Consider the following 20088-nt stretch of genomic DNA (forward strand, 5'->3'; position numbering starts at 1 on the left):
TTTATGCGATTACCCCCCTTATATAAGGGGGGAAACCACGCTTTCTTTGCAGGTAAGCAAGGGGGAACTCCATGCTGCTACCAACTTTCCAACTAAATCATTCTACGTTACATGAAAAGCATGAATTGTCCCTGCATTACAACCAAAATGCGCTGCACCCGATGAGGTGGCAGCAGAACAAACGGTGTTTCCCGACTGGTGGGATTACTGACAGCATATAATTATCCACGTTCAAATCCACTAAAAAAACGGATATGAAAAAATTCGTACCATCGAAATGCCCCCGATTACTGGGCACGTTATTATTTATTCTATTCTCCAACTTTCTATCGGCACAAACTAAAACAATCTCCGGAAAGGTAGTCAGTGAGGCATCCGGCGAGCCATTGATCGGCGCCACTATTATTGTCAAAGGTACCAACCTGGGTACCACCGCAGATAAAGACGGGATGTTCTCCCTGACGGTACCTGTTGCTGCCACTGAGCTGACTGTCAGTTACCTGAACTTTCAGAAGCAGACTTTGGCGATTGCTGCAAATTTCATTAGCGTGAAACTCAAGCCATTGGGCAATATGGATGAAGTAGTAGTGGTGGGCTATGCACAGCAGAAAAAAGCCACGCTCACCGGCGCCGTTGAACAGGTGACGGCGAAGACCTTTGAGAGTCGGGCTGTTACGAATGTTGCGCTGGCTTTACAAGGCCAGACGCCCGGCCTGGTGGTCACCAGGAGCTCGCCACGCCCCGGCAATGAAGGTATTGCGCTGCGTATACGCGGTGCCTCCTCCGTCAATGGCAGTGATCCGCTGATCGTAGTGGATGGGGTGCCGGTACTGAATTATTATTCCTTTCAAAACCTCAACAGCGACGATATAGAAAGTATCTCTGTGCTGAAAGACGCATCAGCAGCTATTTATGGTTCCCGTGCAGCCAATGGCGTTATACTGGTAACCACCAAACGTGGTAAAGGTAAACTGAAGGTAGACTATAACGGCAACATGCGTTTTATTACCAATGGTATCACCGGCTACTCTCCGGATTTGAAGGAGTATGCCACCATGTGGATTGAGGCTAATAAAGAAGAGAAAACGCCTAACTGGTGGGTGTGGGGAGAAGATAACCTGAAGAAAATGCAACAGGGCGTAGAAGGCGCCTATCAGTTATATGGCATCGATTTCTATATCTATAGTGCCAACAGGATCAAGGAAATGTTTGCCCCGCGTTATTCCTATCAGCATAACCTGAGCATGTCCAACAGCACGGATAAATCTTCCTATCGCCTGTCTTTCGGATATGCAGATAACCAGGGTAACCTCGCTACAGCCTATGATGGCCAGAAGCAGTACAATGCCCGCTTCAACTATGATTATAAGCTGACAGAAAACCTGAAGTTAGAAACGAATATCAGTCTGATAGACGCTAAAACCAGTGAGCCTTCTGTAGGCTTGGACAATACGTTGTATGCCTATGATATGCCTTTCTTCCCTGCGAAAAACCCCTACGGCAACTGGTTTGCCACCTTCAATGGCGTCGATGGCGGGGCCAACAGAAATGCCGCCGCCATGACAGCCGCCGGCGGAAGAAGTGATAAGAACTCCCTCACCGGCAGGGTGGACGTAAAAGCCACCTACCAGCTAACAAAAGACTTATCACTGGAAGGACTGACATCCCTCCAGAATGAAAGGTTCATCCAGGAAAGATATGTGCTGCCCGTGCAACTCTACAACTGGTACAACGAACCCAAAGGTATCGGCCTGAATACAAGCGGTACCAACAATATTTACTATACCTACGCCTGGCAAGGATTGTATCAGTATTACTCAGGACTCCTGCGTTATAACAAAACCCTGCACCGCAATCATAATATAGCAGCCATGGTGGGTATCAACGCAGAGAAAAACAATACACAGTGGGTGTCTGCACAGCGTGTAGGCTTCTCCGATATGGGTGTTTATGATATAGGGCTGGCATCTACCACCACACAAACAAATGCGGGTTCTAAAAGCCTTAACGGGCGCTATTCTTACCTGGGCAGGTTTAATTATAACTATGCAGAGAAATACCTGGTAGAACTGGTAGGAAGAAGGGACGGTAACTCCAGGTTTGCCACAGGATATAAGTTTAAAAACTTCGGAACAGCACAGGTGGGATGGGTATTTACCAACGAATCTTTCATGGAAAAATTCCACGATATCCTGAGCTTCGGTAAGGTCAGGGCAACGTACGGAACCACTGGTAACGAGGCTTCCGGACTGGGTGCATTTGATTATTTGTCGACCATCAATATCGGGACGGCGGTTTTAGGTTCGCCGGTATCGCAGCAACAGGCCACCAGCCTGAATAACAACGGACTTATCAGCTATAACCGTACCTGGGAAAAAGTAAAACAGCAGAATATCGGGGTCGACCTCAACTTCCTGGCTAACAGGTTAAGCTCCAATTTCGACTATTTCGTGAAAGAGAATATCGGTATGCTGGTAGATGTGACCTATCCGTCCGTATTGGGCGGTACGGCGCCTAAAACCAACAGTGGCCGCTTCAGAACAAAAGGATGGGAGCTGATCCTGAGCTGGAAAGATGGTAAAAAAGATTTTAACTATAACGTCAGTTTCAACATCAGTAATACAAATACACTGGTGTCTGGAGTCGAAGGGAAAAACAGCTATGGCGCCGGCCGCAACGATATCGTGAATGGGTACCCTTACCAGTCCTGGTTTGTATTTAAAACAGATGGCTACTTCAAAGACCAGGCAGATGTAGATGCCTATTATGCTGCCTATGGTAAAAGCTCACTGCTGGCCAATCTGCCGGCAAACAACCAGGCCGTGGCCTTACGCCCCGGCGATACAAAAAGGGTAGATGTTTCCGGTACAAAAAATATCACAGACATCGGCAATGAAAAAAGCTCACTGGTATACGCTGGTGATGGTACGCCACATTATACCTTCGGACTGAATATGGGTGCCTCCTATAAAGGCATTGATGTCTTTGCCACCTTCCAGGGACAGCTCAAACAAAACATTATGCGCAGCGGCTATATGGCCTATCCGTTTACCGCCCTGTGGACGAATCAGAACCCTACCTTCCTCGGTAAAACCTGGACAACAGAGCATACGGATGCCATTTATCCAAGACTCACTGTCAATCCGACCCGCGCCAACTGGAACTATGTCAATAATGATTTCATGCTGCAAAATAACCGCTACATACGCCTGAAATCACTGATAGTAGGCTATACGCTGCCACATACGCTTACAGACAAGGCAAAGCTCAACAAAGTACGTGTATACTTCTCCGGTAATGACCTCTGGGAATGGACATCCATCAAAGATGGCTTCGACCCTGAAATGGGGGAAGCGAGTATCAACAGCGGTTATCCATTTGGAAGGACCTGGTCTTTCGGCCTGAACATAGGACTGTAGCAATTTTCATTATTGGCAAGTGACAAAATAGTAATTCATGAAAACGATCATAAAACATATCATCATAGGTGGAATGGTACTAAGTACTTTTTCCTGCCAGAAAAACTTTGTAGACCTCAAGCCGAATGCACAATTTACCGATGCGGTATACTTTAAAACCCCCAAGGATTTTAAAGACTATGCCACCGGCTTTTACGGACAGCTGCCGGGATGGAGCTTCGGCTCCATGGACAATGGTTCTGATCTCTCCGCCAATGGAAACGGCACCGGCAATGACTTAGGCATGGGGACTATTGCAGTGGGTAGCACCAGCTGGAATTACAGTGGTATCCGCACCTGCAATACCCTGCTGGACAAAGCGGCGGCGTATAAGGGTGCAGGTGATATCAGCCAGTATGTTTCCGAAGCATATTTCTTCAGGGCCTTCGCTTATTTCAATCTGCTGAAAACCTTTGGCGGAGTGCCTTTAGTTACAAAGGTGTTAGGTGTTGACTCTCCTGAGTTATTTGACAAACGTGCGAGCCGTTACCAGATAGTAGCCCAGATATTGTCCGACCTGGATCAGGCCATCGCCGGCCTGCCTACAGAACAGAATATCGGTGCTGCGGATAAGGGAAGGGTAAGTAAATGGGCCGCTATGGCGGTAAAAGCACAGGTGGAATTGTATGAAGCTACCTGGGAGAAGTATGTGGGTCAGTCTGCCGACGGCGATGGAACGGCTGTGGGAGCGGGTACTGCGGGCTATGATGCTGCCAATGGAGCTAAATACCTCAGCGATGCGGTGTCGTTATGCCAGCAGATCATGAATAATGGCGGTTATGCCATCTGGAATAAAAATGCAGATGCAAAGATGACGAATTCCAGCTCCTGGTACCTGTTCAACCTGGAAGATGAAGGCAGCAACCCCGGTGCATATAACAAACAAAGCAACAATGAATTTATACTGTATACCGTATACGACTATACGCTGCGGCAATCCGGGATCAATATCTCCTGGACATCCTGGCAGCTGTACCCTAGCCGCAAATTTGTAGACATGGCCGTATGTACCGATGGACTGCCGCCTGCAAAGTCGCCACTGTTCCAGGGCTACCATACCACCACTTCCGAATTCCAGAACAGGGATTTACGGCTGCTGACCTATTTATACGGCGCGCCTACAGCGCCGGCAGCAGTAACGCTTGATTACGGTAGTTTGGGCGCCAGCGGCTATGGCAACAGTAAATACGCGGTATATGGCTATGGTACCCGCCGTATAGACCGCACCGAATCTGCCAACTGGCCGGTGATCCGACTGGCAGAAGTATACCTGACCTACGCAGAGGCATTGGTGGAACTGAATGGCGCTATCTCTGATGCGCAGCTGGACGCCTCTGTTAATATTCTTCGCGATCGTGGCGGTGTGGCGCATTTGAGTAATAGCCTGGTAGCAGCGAACGGACTCGATATGAAAGAGGAAATCAGAAGAGAGCGGGCGGTAGAACTGTACCGTGAAGGCAAAAGATTTGATGACCTCAAACGCTGGGGAATACTGGAGGCTGCACTGAATCCATCCCGCCTGGGCAGAGTGGTAGGCGATGGCAGTTATGTAACACCGTTTAAAGATGCTAACGGAAACGCTACTACGTCGTATAAGCCTTCGTCCTATGTATTTGGGGAAGAGAGCGTTGCTACCCCTGCCGGTAACCTGAAATGTGTGGTGGTATCCAGCTCTCAGAATAATTCCGTGGCAAAGAAACATTACCTGTATCCGGTTCCTACCAGTCAGATCATCCTCAATAAAAACCTGCTGCAGAATCCAGGCTATTAAAAAATCAATTAAGCAGATCATTATGAAAAAAAATATAGTAGTAAAAATTATGCTTGCAGGATGGTTGAGTGTTTTTATCTCCTGTGAAAAAGATGCACAGTTCAGGCAATTCAGTTATCCTGCTCCTGTGGTGAGTGATTTTTCGCCTAAGCAGGGATATGCGTTGAATGATGTAACCATTGCCGGTAGTGATTTTGGAGAGGTGACCGGCGCCGTTAAAGTCTATTTCGATGGCGTCCTGGCAGATACCGTTCGCAGCGTGACCAGCAACAAGATCGTTGTGCAGGCGCCGCAGAAGGGCGCTACAGGCAAGATAGCCGTAGTCATCTTTGGTAAAAGTGATTCTACCCAGCAGGTATTTACCTATAAACCCTCCGCAAAGCTAACCGGCATGAGTACCACCAGTGCGCAGGTGGGCGATGACATCGTGCTCACCGGCCTGAACTTCGGTACAGATAAATCACTGGTGCAGGTATATGTAGGTAATGTAGCAGCACAGGTGGTATCCGTGGCGGCAGATCAGGTTCATTTCACTGTTCCGCAGGCACCATCGGGAACGGTTACACTAAAAGTAGACGGACAGAATTTAACCGGCGCCTTCCTGTTGGTAGGTGTAGTAAAACTCTCCGGTACATTGATCGGTCATTCGGGATCCTGGTCTAACAATCCTGCTACGATGATCAGTGCAGCGGTAGATGGCAACATCGCCACCTATGTAGATGCTGCCACTGCAACGGGGTATGTAGGCTACGACATGGGCGCTGGCGCTTCCGTTATCCTGAAATCGGTGCGCTATGTGCCCAGAAGCGGCAACGCTGCGCGCATGGTGGGTGGTGAAATCCGCGGTGCCAACGATCCCTCACTTTCAGACTTCGTCACACTGTATACCATTACGACGGCACCGGCAACAGGTGTATATACAGAAGCGGCTATCAGCAGCACCGCACGCTACCGCTATGTATATTATTACTCCGCTGCCGGGTACTGTAATATCGCGGAGATCGAGTTCTACGGCTCACATTAATAGATTACTGCCCAGGTTTCACCAACGGCCTTTAAGATATTTTACCAGCATTTTTCAAATTATTAAGATGTATTACGATAGGATTTTGTTTAAACTCGTTTTTTTGATTGCCTGTTTGTCGCTAAGTAAACTTTGCATGGCCCTGCCTCCGCAACTGATCGTGTATCCGTTCCCGGGAGCAAAGGAAGGCAATGCAATTCACAACAGTGATTTTAAAGTACAGGTAAGAACGCCTGGTGGGGCCTGGCAGGATTTATATGAATATAATGTAAAGATAGATCAGGTACGTGGTACGGATCATCACGTAGAAAATGCGTCCATGGCTACTTTCGACTTCTCTGGTGAGGTAGAGGTGGCCGTCACCTCCAACAAACAACAGGTGAAAGAAGCGGTGGTAAGGCCGCTGGCTAACGGCATCGCCTGTACGATAAAAGGTAATACGGTATACTTCCGGCTGAAGCAGCCGATGAACCTTTCTGTTGAAATAAATGGCGATAAATACCATAATCTTCACCTGTTTGCCAATCCTGTTTTATTATCTATCCCGGATTCAACAAAAAAAGAGGTGATCTATTTCGGCCCCGGCATTCATGAAATAGCAGGGGGCAGTTTAAATATTCCATCAGGGAAAACGGTGTTCCTGGCAGGTGGCGCCGTGCTGAAAGGCAGGCTGGTGGTAGATCATGCGAGAGATGTAACCATTACTGGCCGCGGTATCATTGATTTCTCCGTGAAAGAAGGTGTACGTGTTGCACATGCAAAGAATGTATTGGTGGAAGGAATCAGCCTGACCCAATGTCCGGTTGGCGGCTCCGACTCTGTAACAGTAAGAAACGTGAAGAGTTTTAGCTATTATGGCTGGGGAGATGGGATGAATGTTTTTGCCAGTAATAATGTATTGTTCGAGCAGGTGTTCTGCAGAAATTCTGATGACTGTACTACCGTTTACGCCACCCGTAAAGGGTTTACCGGTGGCTGCAGGAATATTACCATGCGTAATTCAGTGCTGTGGGCAGATGTGGCGCACCCGATACATATTGGCCTTCACGGCAATACCAATCATCCGGATACTATTCAAAACCTGCATTATACCAATATCGACATACTGGAGCACCAGGAAAAACAAATCGATTACCAGGGCTGCCTGGCGATCAATGCCGGCGATAATAACCTGGTGAAAGACGTTTATTTTGAAGATATCCGCGTAGAGCATATCCGCTGCGGACAACTGATCCACCTCCAGATTCCTTTTAACCAGAAATACTGCACAGCCCCGGGCAGAGGTATAGAAAATATCTTCTTTAAAAATATCGCCTATAATGGTAATGATGCGGAGCTGTCTGTTATCACCGGCTATAGTGAAGATCGTATGATTAAAAATATTGTATTTGAAAATCTGCGTATCAATGGTGTGGTGATGGCAGATAATATGGCCGGAAAGCCTGCATGGTACAAGACGGCAGATATGGCAAGAATATTTGTAGGAGAGTTTGTGCGTGGGCTTGTTTTCACAAAGAAAGAATAAATAGACTTTCTATTACTCATACCTAAAAATTCCACGATGAAAACATTGTTTACTCCTTTTAGGATCTGTTTATTTTTTTTACTGTTGCTGGCATGGCCAACGATATATGCGCAGACGTTTGTGCATCCCGGCATTTTGCATACAGCAGCTGATTTCCAGCGGATGAAGCAAAAGGTGCAGGCAGGTGCACAGCCCTGGAAGTCGGGCTGGGATAAGTTACTGGCCAACAGTCATGCACAGCTTGGTTATTCCCCCAATCCCAGTGCTGCGCTGAACAGGGGAGGCTCCGTGCCGCAAACCTATACCAGCGCCATGAATGATGCCGCTGCTGCCTATCAGTGCGCACTGCGCTGGAAGATTTCCGGCGAGGACCAGTATGCAGCCAAGGCGGTACAGATACTGAACGCCTGGGCTGCTGTTTGCACCTCCATCGGTGGTTCTACGGATGGAGCGCTGGCGGCAGGTTTTCAGGGTTTCGCCTTTGCCAATGCAGCAGAACTGGTCCGGGATTATCCGGGTTGGTCGGCAACAGATTTTACTAAATTTAAAACGTTTATGCGGGAGGTTTTCTATTCGTACTCCTCCGACTTTCTGTACCGGCGCAATGGTACCTGTGCCAGCCACTACTGGGCCAACTGGGGGCTGACAAATGTTTCCAGTGTAATGGCCATCGCTATTTTATGTGATGATGTTTATATGTTTAATGAGGCCTTGTATTACCTGAAATCTGCCAACTACACAGAAGCGCTGAAAAATGTCGTGTACTACCTGCATACGCCATTGCTGGGCCAGTGGCAGGAAAGCAACCGCGATCAGGGTCATTCGCTGCTGGGCGTGGGCCTGGCAGCAGATATCTGTGAGGTGGCCTGGAACCAGGGGGAAGACCTCTTCAGCTACGATAATAACCGGTTGCTGGCAGGGATGGAATATGTGGCAAAGTACAACCTGGGCAATGATGTGCCTAACATTCCCTATAACAACTGCGATAACGTGAACCAGACGGTGATTGGTGAAAATGGCCGTGGTGGCATCAGGCCCATCTGGGAAAGGGTAGTGAACCATTATAAAAATCGTATGGGCGTTTCCGTGCCTTATTCGGAACAATTCCTTACTATTACCCGCCCGGAAGGTGGCGGTGGTGATTATGGTACCACCAGCGGCGGCTTCGATCATCTGGGCTATGGTACGCTCACCAGCGCCTTGGATACCACGCCTGTTACCTGTCCGCCTACCATGATTACAGCAAATATTATGTATAACGGTCAAACCTATACGTCGTCTACACTACAGATAAAGCCGGGCAGCTCCATAACCCTGCATCCGGTGGTGTCATCAGGCGGCAGCTGGGTATGGTCTAACGGCGCTACCACGCAGGATCTTGTGCTGGATAGTATTCAGAAAAGCTGTATTTACAGGGCTACCTTTACCAATGCCTGTGGTACTAAAAAAACACAGTTATTTGCTTTGTCGGTAGATGGTGATTGCGGACGCGCTTTTATCGTACCCTATATCCAGGTAAACGGTACCTGGCTGAGTACAGCGCAGGTGCAGGTAGATAGGGGTGCTACCGTTAAACTGGGCCCACAGGGCATGGGCGGTGGTATGGCTGGCGCAGGTACCTTCCGCTGGAGCACAGGTGATACCACCCGTGAGTTGCTGGTGTCCAATGTACAGGCAGATCAGCAACGGACGTTGGTATATACAGGCCCCTGCGGCCAAAGTGATAGTGTCACTTTTATCATTGCCTTGCGAAAAGTAAAGCAGGAACTGCAACAGAAGCTGCAAGAAGCCGAAACCCTACGGGATTCTACAACCGCCAGTACACAGGTGATTGCAGGGAATTATCCGCCTGCTGCCAAAGTATTACTGAGCGACAGTATCCAGTATGTCTATAACGTCTACGATAGTACGACCGCCACCGACCCGCAGGTGGTAAGCTATATCAACCTGCTGGACAGTGCTATACTGCGATATAAAAGCGCAGTGTATTATGATATGGATAATCTGGCCGATGGCCTCTACTACATTAAAATCCCGCTGCGTGATTCCGTGTTTACCAGCAACCAGTCGAACACACCTAAAATAGATGCGTTGTCGGATAGTGTATATCTACAGGTATTCAGTATCACGAAACAGACAAACGGACGCTATAAAATTATTACACTGGGCACGCCGCCGCCAGGATACCAGAACTACATCAATGAAAATGCGCAGTTTGGCAAAAATGCCTACGATGCTACCTGGAATACCTATCATATTTTTTTCAATGGTACTTATTATGCGGTGCAGCGCGCCGAGAAGGCAGGTAATGGCTTCTGGTACCAGACCGGACAAACCATCAGTGCCCAGACCGGAAGCACCAACAGTAACATCCCCGCATCTTTTGGCTTTGAGCTGAAACCAGACCTCCACGGTATCCTGGACGCTACCATACAGGCAGCACAACTATTACTGGATGCCACTGCTACCACTACCAGCAGTGAACCGGGAAAATATCCCGTAGCGGCAAAAAGCAGGTTGCAGGATTCCCTGAATATGGTGCAGGCAGCCTATGCCGCCATTCAAACGTCTACACAGGCAGTCAGCTATGTAAATATTTTGCAGGCAGAAATTGATAGGTACAGAAGATCGATGGATGTATTAACAAATGTGCTGGCAGATGGTATATATATGATCCGGCCATCATCAGGTAACCTGCAATGGACGGCCGATGCCAGTAATTCGCCCACCTTTTATACAGCAGATACTACCGCTGCCAATCAACGCTGGCAGATCACTAAACAAACCAATGGCAGGTACAAAATAATTTCACTGTCGCCTCCTTCCGCCTACCAGAATTATATTAATGAAAATGCACAATTCGGGACCAATGTCTACGACCCGGTATGGAATACCTACAACATTTACAGCGATGGAAAAAACTATGCCGTCCAACGGACAGAGAAGGGGGGCAACGGTTATTGGTATATCAATGCAACAAAAATAGCTGGTGTTGCAGGCAGCGCCAATGATCCCTTCCCTTTCAGTTTCCCATTCAGACTGGTACCGGCGCCAGACTCGCTGCAGTCAGTCGATTCTGCTGCATTGCATTTAGCAGGTATGCATGAAAATCCGAAAATTACTGTATATCTTAAAGGCGTGTCGCCTATAGATAGCGCAGGCCTTTCTAAAATAACAAGAGCGGACAATGGAAATATCACTATCTACCCGAATCCTGCAAAGGACCATTTTTATGTAGATCTCAGCAAGCATGTTTTTTCAACAGGTAAGGCCATATTATTGGAATTATATAACGGACAGGGAGCTTTGATTGCTGTGAAATCGGTGAAAGCCTTATCTGGTCCGGTAAATATATCAATTCCCTCCGGTGGGGCAGCAGGAGTTTACTGGCTCAGGATAGATAATAATATCTCCTTACCCGTTATTATAAGCAGATGATACCAGTACCATAAAGTTAAATGCCGGCATTGCGGCTTGCTTCGTGGAGCCCCTCGGAGCAAGCCTTTGCCATCTATCAAATATTTAAATATTGAAAATGAGTCTTCGGTTCCATTCTTATGTATTACTGATCATTGTTGCATTATCAATGCTACGTATATCCGTTAACGCGCAGGCATATACGATTCTATCTCCCGGGAAATCAACAACACTGGAGCTTCGCAATAGCAGCGGTAAGCTCAGTTACAGGGTTTCTTTCAACCGGCAGCCGGTGACGGCCTGGTCCGACATGGATATTGTCATTGATAATACCACCTTCCGGCCGGAAAAACTGCTACGCTATGAACGGCCTGTTTTGCACCATGAAAAATATGCTACACCGTTATTAGACCGCTCTTCGCTGGATATTCAATACCAGCAGGCACAACTGCAATATGCCACGAACAAACATCAGACGGTTACAATAGAGGTGAAGGTGCTGGATAGCAGCATTGCCTTTCGCTACCAGGTGAGTGCTGCAGATACAGTAATGCATCAGCTGAAAGAGAATACCGGCTTTACTTTTCCGGCATCACCGCTGATTTATCAATATAATTCAGAATCCGTTTTTGTTCCTACCATTGTTGATACTTTCAAAACTACTACCGACTTACCGGTAACACTGGTATCAAAGGGCCTTTATTTTCAGATAGGGGAGGCCGCCAACTTCACCTATACCAAGGCAGAACTGGCGCGGGGAAAGGATGGTAATACTTTGCTGACGAAATTCCCGCATGATACCGCCGTTGCTTTCCGGCAAAGCTGTATAACGCCCTGGCGCACGATCAGTATTGGAAGCAATGCCGTTGCGTTGGCACATTGCCGTTATATCAGCTATGCACTTTCTCCGGCGGCAGCGCCGGGAGATTACGCCTGGATACGGCCCGGCAAGTTGATCCGTGCACAGCTAAACACACAAAGTGGCCTGGATTGTATCGATTTTGCAGTGAAACATCATTTCCAGTATATCATGTTTGATGCAGGCTGGTATGGCGCAGAATTCCGTTCTACTTCAGATCCCTGCCAGGTGATTCCCGCCATTGATATGCCAAAGGTAATTGCCTATGGCAAGAAAAATAATATCGGGGTAATTCTTTATGTAAATTATGTAGGCCTGAAAGCCAGGCTGGATACTATTTTGCCTTTGTTTAAAAAATGGGGCGTGGCAGGTATTAAGTTCGGTTTCGTTGATGGCCTCACCCAATCCGGTCTCACCTGGCTGACACAGGCGATCGATAAAGTACAGCAATACGGCTTTATACTGGATATTCACGATAATTACAAGCCCACCGGATTGAGTCGCACTTACCCCGCACTATTAACGCAGGAAGGTATCAGGGGAGATGAAAACAGCCCGGATGCCTTTCATAATACGACCCTGCCTTTCACCCGCTTTCTGGCAGGGCCGGCAGATTTCACTTTCTGCTTCCCTAATTCAAAAAACAGCTTTTCAAAAAATATTAAGGTCTCAAAAGCCCAGCAACTGGCACTGAGCGTTGTTTACTTCAGTCCCTTGCAGGCGATTTTCTGGTATGGTCAACCTAACGACTATACGAACGATGAAGAGATAGCATTTTATGATGCGATACCTACTACCTGGTCGGAATCGCATTACCTCGCAGGTAACATCGGTGAGGGTATCGCTATTGCCAGAAAAAACGGGGATAGCTGGTACCTTGGCTGCGCCGCAGGCTTGGAGGACTGGCAAACAACACTGGACCTTTCCTTTCTAACGCCGGGACAACAATATGAAGTTACGGTATATGAAGATGGCGACAATAATTCCATTACAAAGAAAATATTGACCCTGACCAGTCAGGACAAGCTGCCCGTAAAGCTTTCAGCAAAAGGTGGATTGGCGGTAATCTTCCGTCAGCAGCGATAAAAAATGAAAGAAATGAAGCATATTCAGCGGGGTTTATACATCACGATTTTATTTTTGGCGGCCATATGCCGTGCCAGTGGCCAAACGGCGCCATTCATACATCCAGGCCTGTTACACAGTATGGCAGACCTGGAACGAATGGAAGCAGCCGTTATAACCAAACGCTCTCCCATATACGAAGGATTTGAAGTGTTTAAAAGCAGCCCTTTCTCTGCTGATAGCTATACGCAGCAAGGGCCCATGACTATGGTGGGCCGGAATCCAACGGTAGGACAATCCACTTACGACAGCGATGCCAACGCGGCTTATCAGCATGCGCTGATGTGGGCCATCACCGGCGATCAGCACTATGCAGAGAAAGCGGTGCAAATTATAGACAGCTGGGCCGACTCATTGCAGGCGATTACCGGCCGCGATGCCGTATTAATGGCCGGACTTGGTCCTTTCAAAATGATTAATGCCGCAGAAATATTGCGTTATACTTATCCTGCATGGCCGAAGTCAGCCATCAGCAAAGCAGAACAACACTTTCTGAAAGTGGTCTACCCCGTGGTGGCGGAATTTGCGCCTTTTGCCAATGGTAACTGGGATGATGCCGCCCTGAAAACTGTGATGGCCATCGGCATCTTTTGTAATAATAGTGAGATCTTCGAAAAGGCGGTACGTTATTACGTAAACGGATGGGGGAATGGTAGTCTCACGAATTATATCGTTAACGAAGCAGGCCAGGTGCAGGAAACCGGCCGCGATCAGGCGCATACGCAGCTGGGACTGGGTATGCTGGCAGAATGCTGTGAAATGGCCTGGCATCAGGGACTGGATCTCTACGGCTATGCGGATAACCGCCTGCTGAAAGGGTTTGAGTACACCGCAAAATATAATCTCGGTTATAACGATATTGCCTATACGCCGATGCTGGACCGTACCGGGAAATATGCGCATATGCGCCCTTCTGAACAGGCTCGCGGCAACCTGCGTGCGGTATATGAACAGGTCTATAATCATTATGTACACCGTGCAGGGATGGCTGCTCCCTACGTCAGTGAAGCGGCTGCAAAGCTGCGGCCCGAAGGTCCCGGCATGCCTGGCGCCGATCATCCCGGCTATGGCACCCTGTTCTACAGTATCTCTGAAAAGCAGCAACTATCGCAGGAAATAGGCAGGTCAAGGCCTGCAGGGCTTATCCTTACTACTGCGAAAGCTATTACTCAGCTTTCCTGGGTACCACTGGCAGGCATAAACGAATATACCGTACGGCGCGGATTACGGCAGCAAGGCCCCTGGCAGTCGATGGGTATTGCGCATGGCAACACTTTCACAGACAGTACTGCAAAACCCGGTACACTGTATTACTACACGGTAAGTGGCCGCAGCAAAGGAATGGAATCAGCCGTCTCCCTGCCGGCGTCGATGGTTGGCGGCGGACTGCCCACCGGCTGGCATAACTGCGATATTGGCGCAGTGAAACAACCCGGCAAAGCCCTGTCCGACGGGGCCATGTTCAGGATAGAAGCCGCTGGTGTATTCAATGATAGCATCGCCAATGGTTTCAATTATACTTACAAAAACATCACAGGAGCTGGAGAAATGGTGATACAGGTTTGTCCGCAACCGGGTTCGCAGTTTACCGCCGTAGGCCTGATGCTTCGCCAGGACTTGCAGCCAGGCAGTCCCTATGCCGCCTGGGTATTATATCCGGCTAAAACAAAGGAAATTGAAGCGCCCCGTTGGAGCGTACAAATGAGACAGAAAGGCATGGCGCCGGCAGCAACACTGCCTTTGCAGGCGCCGGCTGTTACCTATGGCCGGCTGACAGGCTCTTACTGGCTGAAAATTAAATACCGGCTCGGCCAAATCACGGGTTCAGGTTCCTATGATGGTAAAACCTGGGAGCAGCTGGCTTCGGCAGAATGGATGGCCGGCAAACCTATGCTGCTGGGGATTGTAGTAGCTTCCAATATCGCGAATACTACTATCGTAAGGGTTTGCCCTTAATAGCAAAATATTAATCCGGTATTTTTATACAGAGGATAGTATTTTATTATAAAGTTTCATATTTTATCTCTCCATAGCATAATAATTGTCAATTTTACAAATATGGAAATTCCACGTACACAAGGTAAGCCCGCTTTTACAGCGCATAAATTCATCGTTACTTTTATTTTCGTTACGTCCCTGTTCATGTTCTGGGGGATTGCGATGTCGATGAGTGATATATTGAACAAACATTTCCAGAATGTGCTGCACCTCTCAAAATCCGATTCAGGATTAATTCAGCTATCCGTGTTTGGTGCTTACTTTATTATGAGTATCCCGGCCGGAATGTTTATGAAGCGGTTTGGTTATAAGAGTGGCGTTTTACTTGGACTGGCCTTGTTTTCCTCGGGGATGCTCCTGTTTATTCCAGCGGCGGATAATAGCTCCTTTGCTTTGTTCCGGCTGGCACTTTTTATATTAGGTTGTGGTATGGCAACGCTGGAAACAGTGGCACATCCTTTTGTAGCCATGCTGGGCGACCAGCGTACCAGCGATGCGCGTATCAATTTCGCGCAGTCATTCAATGCGGTGGGCACCATGATAGGCCCTGCTGTCGGTGGCTATTTCCTGTTCCGCAATGCCGGCCAGGCAGAGAATGACCTTACTTCTGTAAAAAATCTCTATACCGCCATCGGTATTTTTATTGCGCTGATTGCTGTGATATTCGCCATGGTGCGTGTTCCTAAGTTAGGGATACATCACGAGGAGGAAGTATCAGCAGATAATACGTCCACGACTAAACGAACATCGCTTTTCAGCAACAGGCATTTTGTTTGGGCAGCGGCGGCACAGTTTTTCAATGTGGCTGCACAGGCCGGCACCTGGGGCTTCTTCATTAATTATGGTCATGATGTGATGGGCTACTCGGATGAAAAGGCGGCTAACTTTATGGTGCTGTTTATGGCTTGCATGGCTGCCGGCCGCTTTATCGGCACCTGGCTGATGCGGTATATCGCGCCTAATAAACTGCTGGCATCCTTTGCCTTTGGCAGTATCATGATGTGCCTGATCGTAGCGCAGGCCTGGGGTACGGTTTCCTATGTGGCGCTGTTTATGATCAATTTCTTCTTCAGTATCATGTTCCCGACAATCTTTAGTCTGGGCCTGAAAGACCTTGGAAAACATACGCAGCAGGCATCTTCCTTTATCTCCATGGGCGTTGTGGGTGGCGCATTTTTTCCATTTCTGATGGGTAGGATTGCAAACCATAATGTAGCAGGCGCTTATTATTTACCGATTATCTGCTACCTGGTCATCTTCCTGTTTGGATTTAAATTTTATAAGGTTAACCGCAAACCGCAGCCGGCAGCGGTAGCGGAAGAGGTGGCGCCATAATCGTTATAAGGATTCCATGAGACTACTATACCTCTTTTTAATAGGGTTTTGCTGTCTGCCATCATTTGCTGTTGCACAGGTATGGCAGTGGCGTGTAAGTGTAAGCAGCCAGACTTCAGGTGAAACCAACGCCCATCCGCAGGCATTTCTATGGATACCGGAGCATTGTACCAAACTGAATGGGATTATTTTTGGGCAGCATAATATGACGGAAGAACCTTTGCTCGAACACCCGAAACTGCGTGCCACACTCGCTGAATTAGGTATTGGGGAAGTTTGGGTTACGCCGCTGATAGCACAGGTATTTGATTTTAAGGGAGATGCTCCCGCTGACTTTCAATATATGATGGACCAGCTGGCCTCTGTATCAGGATATGATGAATTAAGAACAGTTCCTGTTATTCCTGTGGGGCACTCTGCGCAGGCCAGTTTTCCCTGGAACTTCGCAGCATGGGCGCCATCGCGGACACTTGCCCTCATTTCCCTGCATGGCGATGCGCCGCTAACACCGCTTACCGGTAGTGGCAAGCCAAACCCGGATTGGCAAAATCGTAATATAGACGGTATTCCAGCCCTCTTTATCATGGGAGAATATGAGTGGTGGGAAGATCGCATTACACCGGCGTTTAATTATATTCTGGCCCATCCTGCCAGTACCATTACTTTATTTGCAGATGCCGGACATGGGCATTTTGACGTATCAGATAACCTGGTAGATTATATTGCACTGTTCATCAGGAAGGCGGTAGCTTTCAGAAACCGCCCGGATGGCCTCCGGCCGGTATCGCCAGCGGAAGGCTGGCTCATGGACCGATGGCATAAGGATAGTTTACCATTGTCACTGGCAGCTCCCTATAATGCATATAGCGGCAACAGGAAGAATGCTTCGTGGGTCTTTGATAAATCTTTTGCCGCAGCAACGGAACATTATTATCAGCTGGCAAGAGGGAAGCAACCGCAATATATCGGCTTCCGTCAGCATGGCAGCATGTTGAAGCCTGATCGGTCGCATGCCGTATTTACAGCCGGTGTACAGCTGCAGGCAGATGGGGTGACTTTTAATGTCAATGCATGCTTTACTGATACAACGCGGTTGTCTGCCACATCAGCACATGCTATTACACCGCTTCGGTTAAATCGTATATGCGGCCCCGTTAAGAAAATCAATGACACCACTTTCAGGGTAGACTTTTATCGCATGGGCATGAATAATAATAAGCGAAGCAATGATATCTGGTTAATCGCTGAAAACAGTGGCGATAAAAACTATAAAAGTGTGGTTCAACAATTAAACATTAAAATTCCGCTGCCTCAAACCAGCGGCCAGTCGCAGGAAATTCATTTTGAACCGCTGCCTGACCAGGTAAAAGGTATAAAAGAATGGCGGCTGTCGGCCAGCGCCACATCCGGACTAAAAGTTTTCTATTATGTAAAAGAAGGCCCGGCCTATATACAGGATAATAAGATCGTTTTTACCACAATACCGCCCCGTGCCAGGTTTCCGGTGAAAGTGACTGTAGTAGCCTGGCAGTACGGCATCAACGGAAAATATCGGACTGCTATGCCGGTAGAGCAGTCATTCAACATTAATGCAGATTAAAATTCCACGAGTCATGAAACAAGTCGTTTTGTTAGCGTCTTTATTTATTTTTTCAGGCAGATGTCCATTATTTGCCCAACAGCTGACCAGTCCTGACGGAAAACTGGCAGTAACGGTAACTGTTGATAAAGGAGGTGTTCCGAAATATGCTGTTGCGCTTAATAAAACAGTGGTACTGGCGCCATCTGCCTTAGGGTTGATGTTGTATGATCTTGATTTATCTTATGGACTGAAGCTGGTAGCTACTTCCCCTGTTACCGCCGTGCATGATCAGTATAGTCTTGTCAGCGGAAAAAAAGCTACCAACGTTTATGACGCCAATAAAGCGGTCTATACTTTTGAAGATAGGTCCGGCAACAAGCTGGCAGTGGTTTTCCAGGTATCTAATGATGGCGTGGCCTTCCGGTACCAGTTTTTGGGTAGCCCGGAGATAAAACTGGTACGTGCTGAATATACTTCCTTTAAATTACCAGATAGCGCCAGGGCTTTTTTGCAACCATTGGCAGTGGCTAAATCGGGATGGGAGCATACCAATCCTTCCTATGAAGAGCATTACGCACAGGATGTGCCTGTAGGAACGCCTGCCTCACTGGGAGCAGGGTTCGTATATCCGGCATTGTTTAAGGTAAACAACAACTGGCTGCTGATTACTGAAGCGGCTGTAGGCGCCGCCTGGTGTGGTACACATCTGGATTGCGATAGTGGAAGAAGTACATATAAGGTTGCATTCCCGGATTCCCGTGAGGTGGTACTGGATGGGGGATTATATCCGCAACAACCTATGAATGGCTTTTCTCCCTGGAGGATCATAACGGTGGGGAGTTTGAAAACAATTGTAGAATCTACGCTGGGAACGGATCTGGCAGATGCTGATCCAATCGGTAATACTTCGTATATCCATCCGGGTAAAGCCAGCTGGAGCTGGATAAACAGTAAAGATGATTTTATCGTATATGATGAACAGCATAAGTATATCGATTTTGCATCGGATATGCATTGGCAGTATTGTCTGATAGATGTTAACTGGGATAGAAATATCGGCTATGATAAAATTAAGGAGCTGGCGGATTATGCAAAAGGTAAAAACGTTGGATTGATTCTCTGGTATAATTCTGCCGGCGATTGGAACACCGTAAAATACACGCCACGGAACAAACTTCTTACCAGTGAAGCTCGTAAGAAAGAGTTTGCAATACTGCAGTCTATGGGCATCAAAGGGGTGAAAATTGATTTTATGGGTGGTGATGGACAGTCAGTAATGAAATACTATGAGGATATCCTGCGTGACGCAGCAGCGTATCAGCTGATGGTTAATTTCCATGGCGCCACATTGCCACGCGGCCTTTCCCGTACTTTTCCCAATCTGGTTACTCAGGAAGCAATCATGGGAATGGAGTTTGTAACATTTGATCAACGCAATGCAAATGCGCAAGCCAATCATGCTACCATGCTGCCTTTCACAAGAAATGCCTTTGATCCTATGGACTTCACGCCAATGAATCTTTATAAATTAAATACCAATGTTGTCCGTAAAACAACCAGTGCATTTGAGCTGGCTACTACCGTGACTTTCCTGTCGGGTGTACAGCATATGGCGGAATCTCCCGATGGGATGAGCCATGTTCCTGCCTTTGCGAAGGAATACCTGCGTAACTTACCGGATACCTGGGATGAAACGCGCTTCATTGATGGTTTTCCCGGCAAACTGGTTGTGCTGGCCCGCCGCAGTGGAAGTAAGTGGTATATCGCCGCGATGAACGGCGAAAATAAAGCAAAGCAGCTGCGTATCGATTTATCTTTCCTGAAGAACAGGCAGGGTAATTTAATGACAGATGATGAGGTGGACCTGCTGAAACAGGCTACCGTGAATATTCCGGCAAATGGCATACTGCCCGCGGAATTGAAACCCAACGGCGGCTTGGTAATGGTTATTGAGTAATTTATAAAATGCCACAGGCATCTTAAAAAAGCAAATA

The 20088-nt window shown here is 47.8% G+C and carries 10 protein-coding genes; all 10 read left to right on the forward strand.

Features of this window, described 5'->3' with window-relative positions; all coding sequences use genetic code 11:
* Positions 1-254: 254 nt before the first annotated feature.
* Positions 255-3419 carry a TonB-dependent receptor gene (locus F3J22_RS20735; protein ID WP_167019842.1) on the forward strand — a complete coding sequence of 1055 codons (3165 nt, stop codon included), beginning with the start codon at positions 255-257 and terminating at the stop codon, positions 3417-3419.
* Positions 3420-3456: 37 nt separating this feature from the next.
* Positions 3457-5229 carry a RagB/SusD family nutrient uptake outer membrane protein gene (locus F3J22_RS20740; protein ID WP_167019843.1) on the forward strand — a complete coding sequence of 591 codons (1773 nt, stop codon included), beginning with the start codon at positions 3457-3459 and terminating at the stop codon, positions 5227-5229.
* Positions 5230-5251: 22 nt separating this feature from the next.
* A complete protein-coding gene (locus F3J22_RS20745; protein ID WP_167019844.1) occupies positions 5252-6253 on the forward strand; it encodes an IPT/TIG domain-containing protein in 1002 nt (333 codons plus the stop codon).
* Between the two features lie 136 nt (positions 6254-6389).
* Positions 6390-7778, forward strand: a complete 1389-nt coding sequence (locus F3J22_RS20750; protein WP_167019845.1) for a glycosyl hydrolase family 28 protein — start codon at positions 6390-6392, stop codon at positions 7776-7778.
* Between the two features lie 36 nt (positions 7779-7814).
* Positions 7815-11216: an alginate lyase family protein gene (locus tag F3J22_RS20755; RefSeq protein ID WP_167019846.1), complete on the forward strand. Its 3402-nt coding sequence runs from the start codon at positions 7815-7817 to the stop codon at positions 11214-11216.
* Positions 11217-11313: 97 nt separating this feature from the next.
* Positions 11314-13140, forward strand: coding sequence for a glycoside hydrolase family 97 protein (locus tag F3J22_RS20760; protein ID WP_167019847.1), 1827 nt, complete (start codon positions 11314-11316; stop codon positions 13138-13140).
* Between the two features lie 12 nt (positions 13141-13152).
* Entirely contained in the window at positions 13153-15135 is a 1983-nt protein-coding gene (locus tag F3J22_RS20765) for an alginate lyase family protein (protein WP_167019848.1), read from the forward strand.
* Between the two features lie 102 nt (positions 15136-15237).
* Positions 15238-16512: an L-fucose:H+ symporter permease gene (gene fucP / locus F3J22_RS20770; protein ID WP_167019849.1), complete on the forward strand. Its 1275-nt coding sequence runs from the start codon at positions 15238-15240 to the stop codon at positions 16510-16512.
* A gap of 16 nt (positions 16513-16528) precedes the next feature.
* Positions 16529-18112 carry a hypothetical protein gene (locus tag F3J22_RS20775; protein WP_167019850.1) on the forward strand — a complete coding sequence of 528 codons (1584 nt, stop codon included), beginning with the start codon at positions 16529-16531 and terminating at the stop codon, positions 18110-18112.
* Between the two features lie 13 nt (positions 18113-18125).
* A complete protein-coding gene (locus F3J22_RS20780; RefSeq protein ID WP_167019851.1) occupies positions 18126-20051 on the forward strand; it encodes a glycoside hydrolase family 97 protein in 1926 nt (641 codons plus the stop codon).
* Positions 20052-20088: the final 37 nt, after the last annotated feature.

The organism is Chitinophaga sp. Cy-1792 (assembly GCF_011752935.1).
Lineage (GTDB): Bacteria > Bacteroidota > Bacteroidia > Chitinophagales > Chitinophagaceae > Chitinophaga.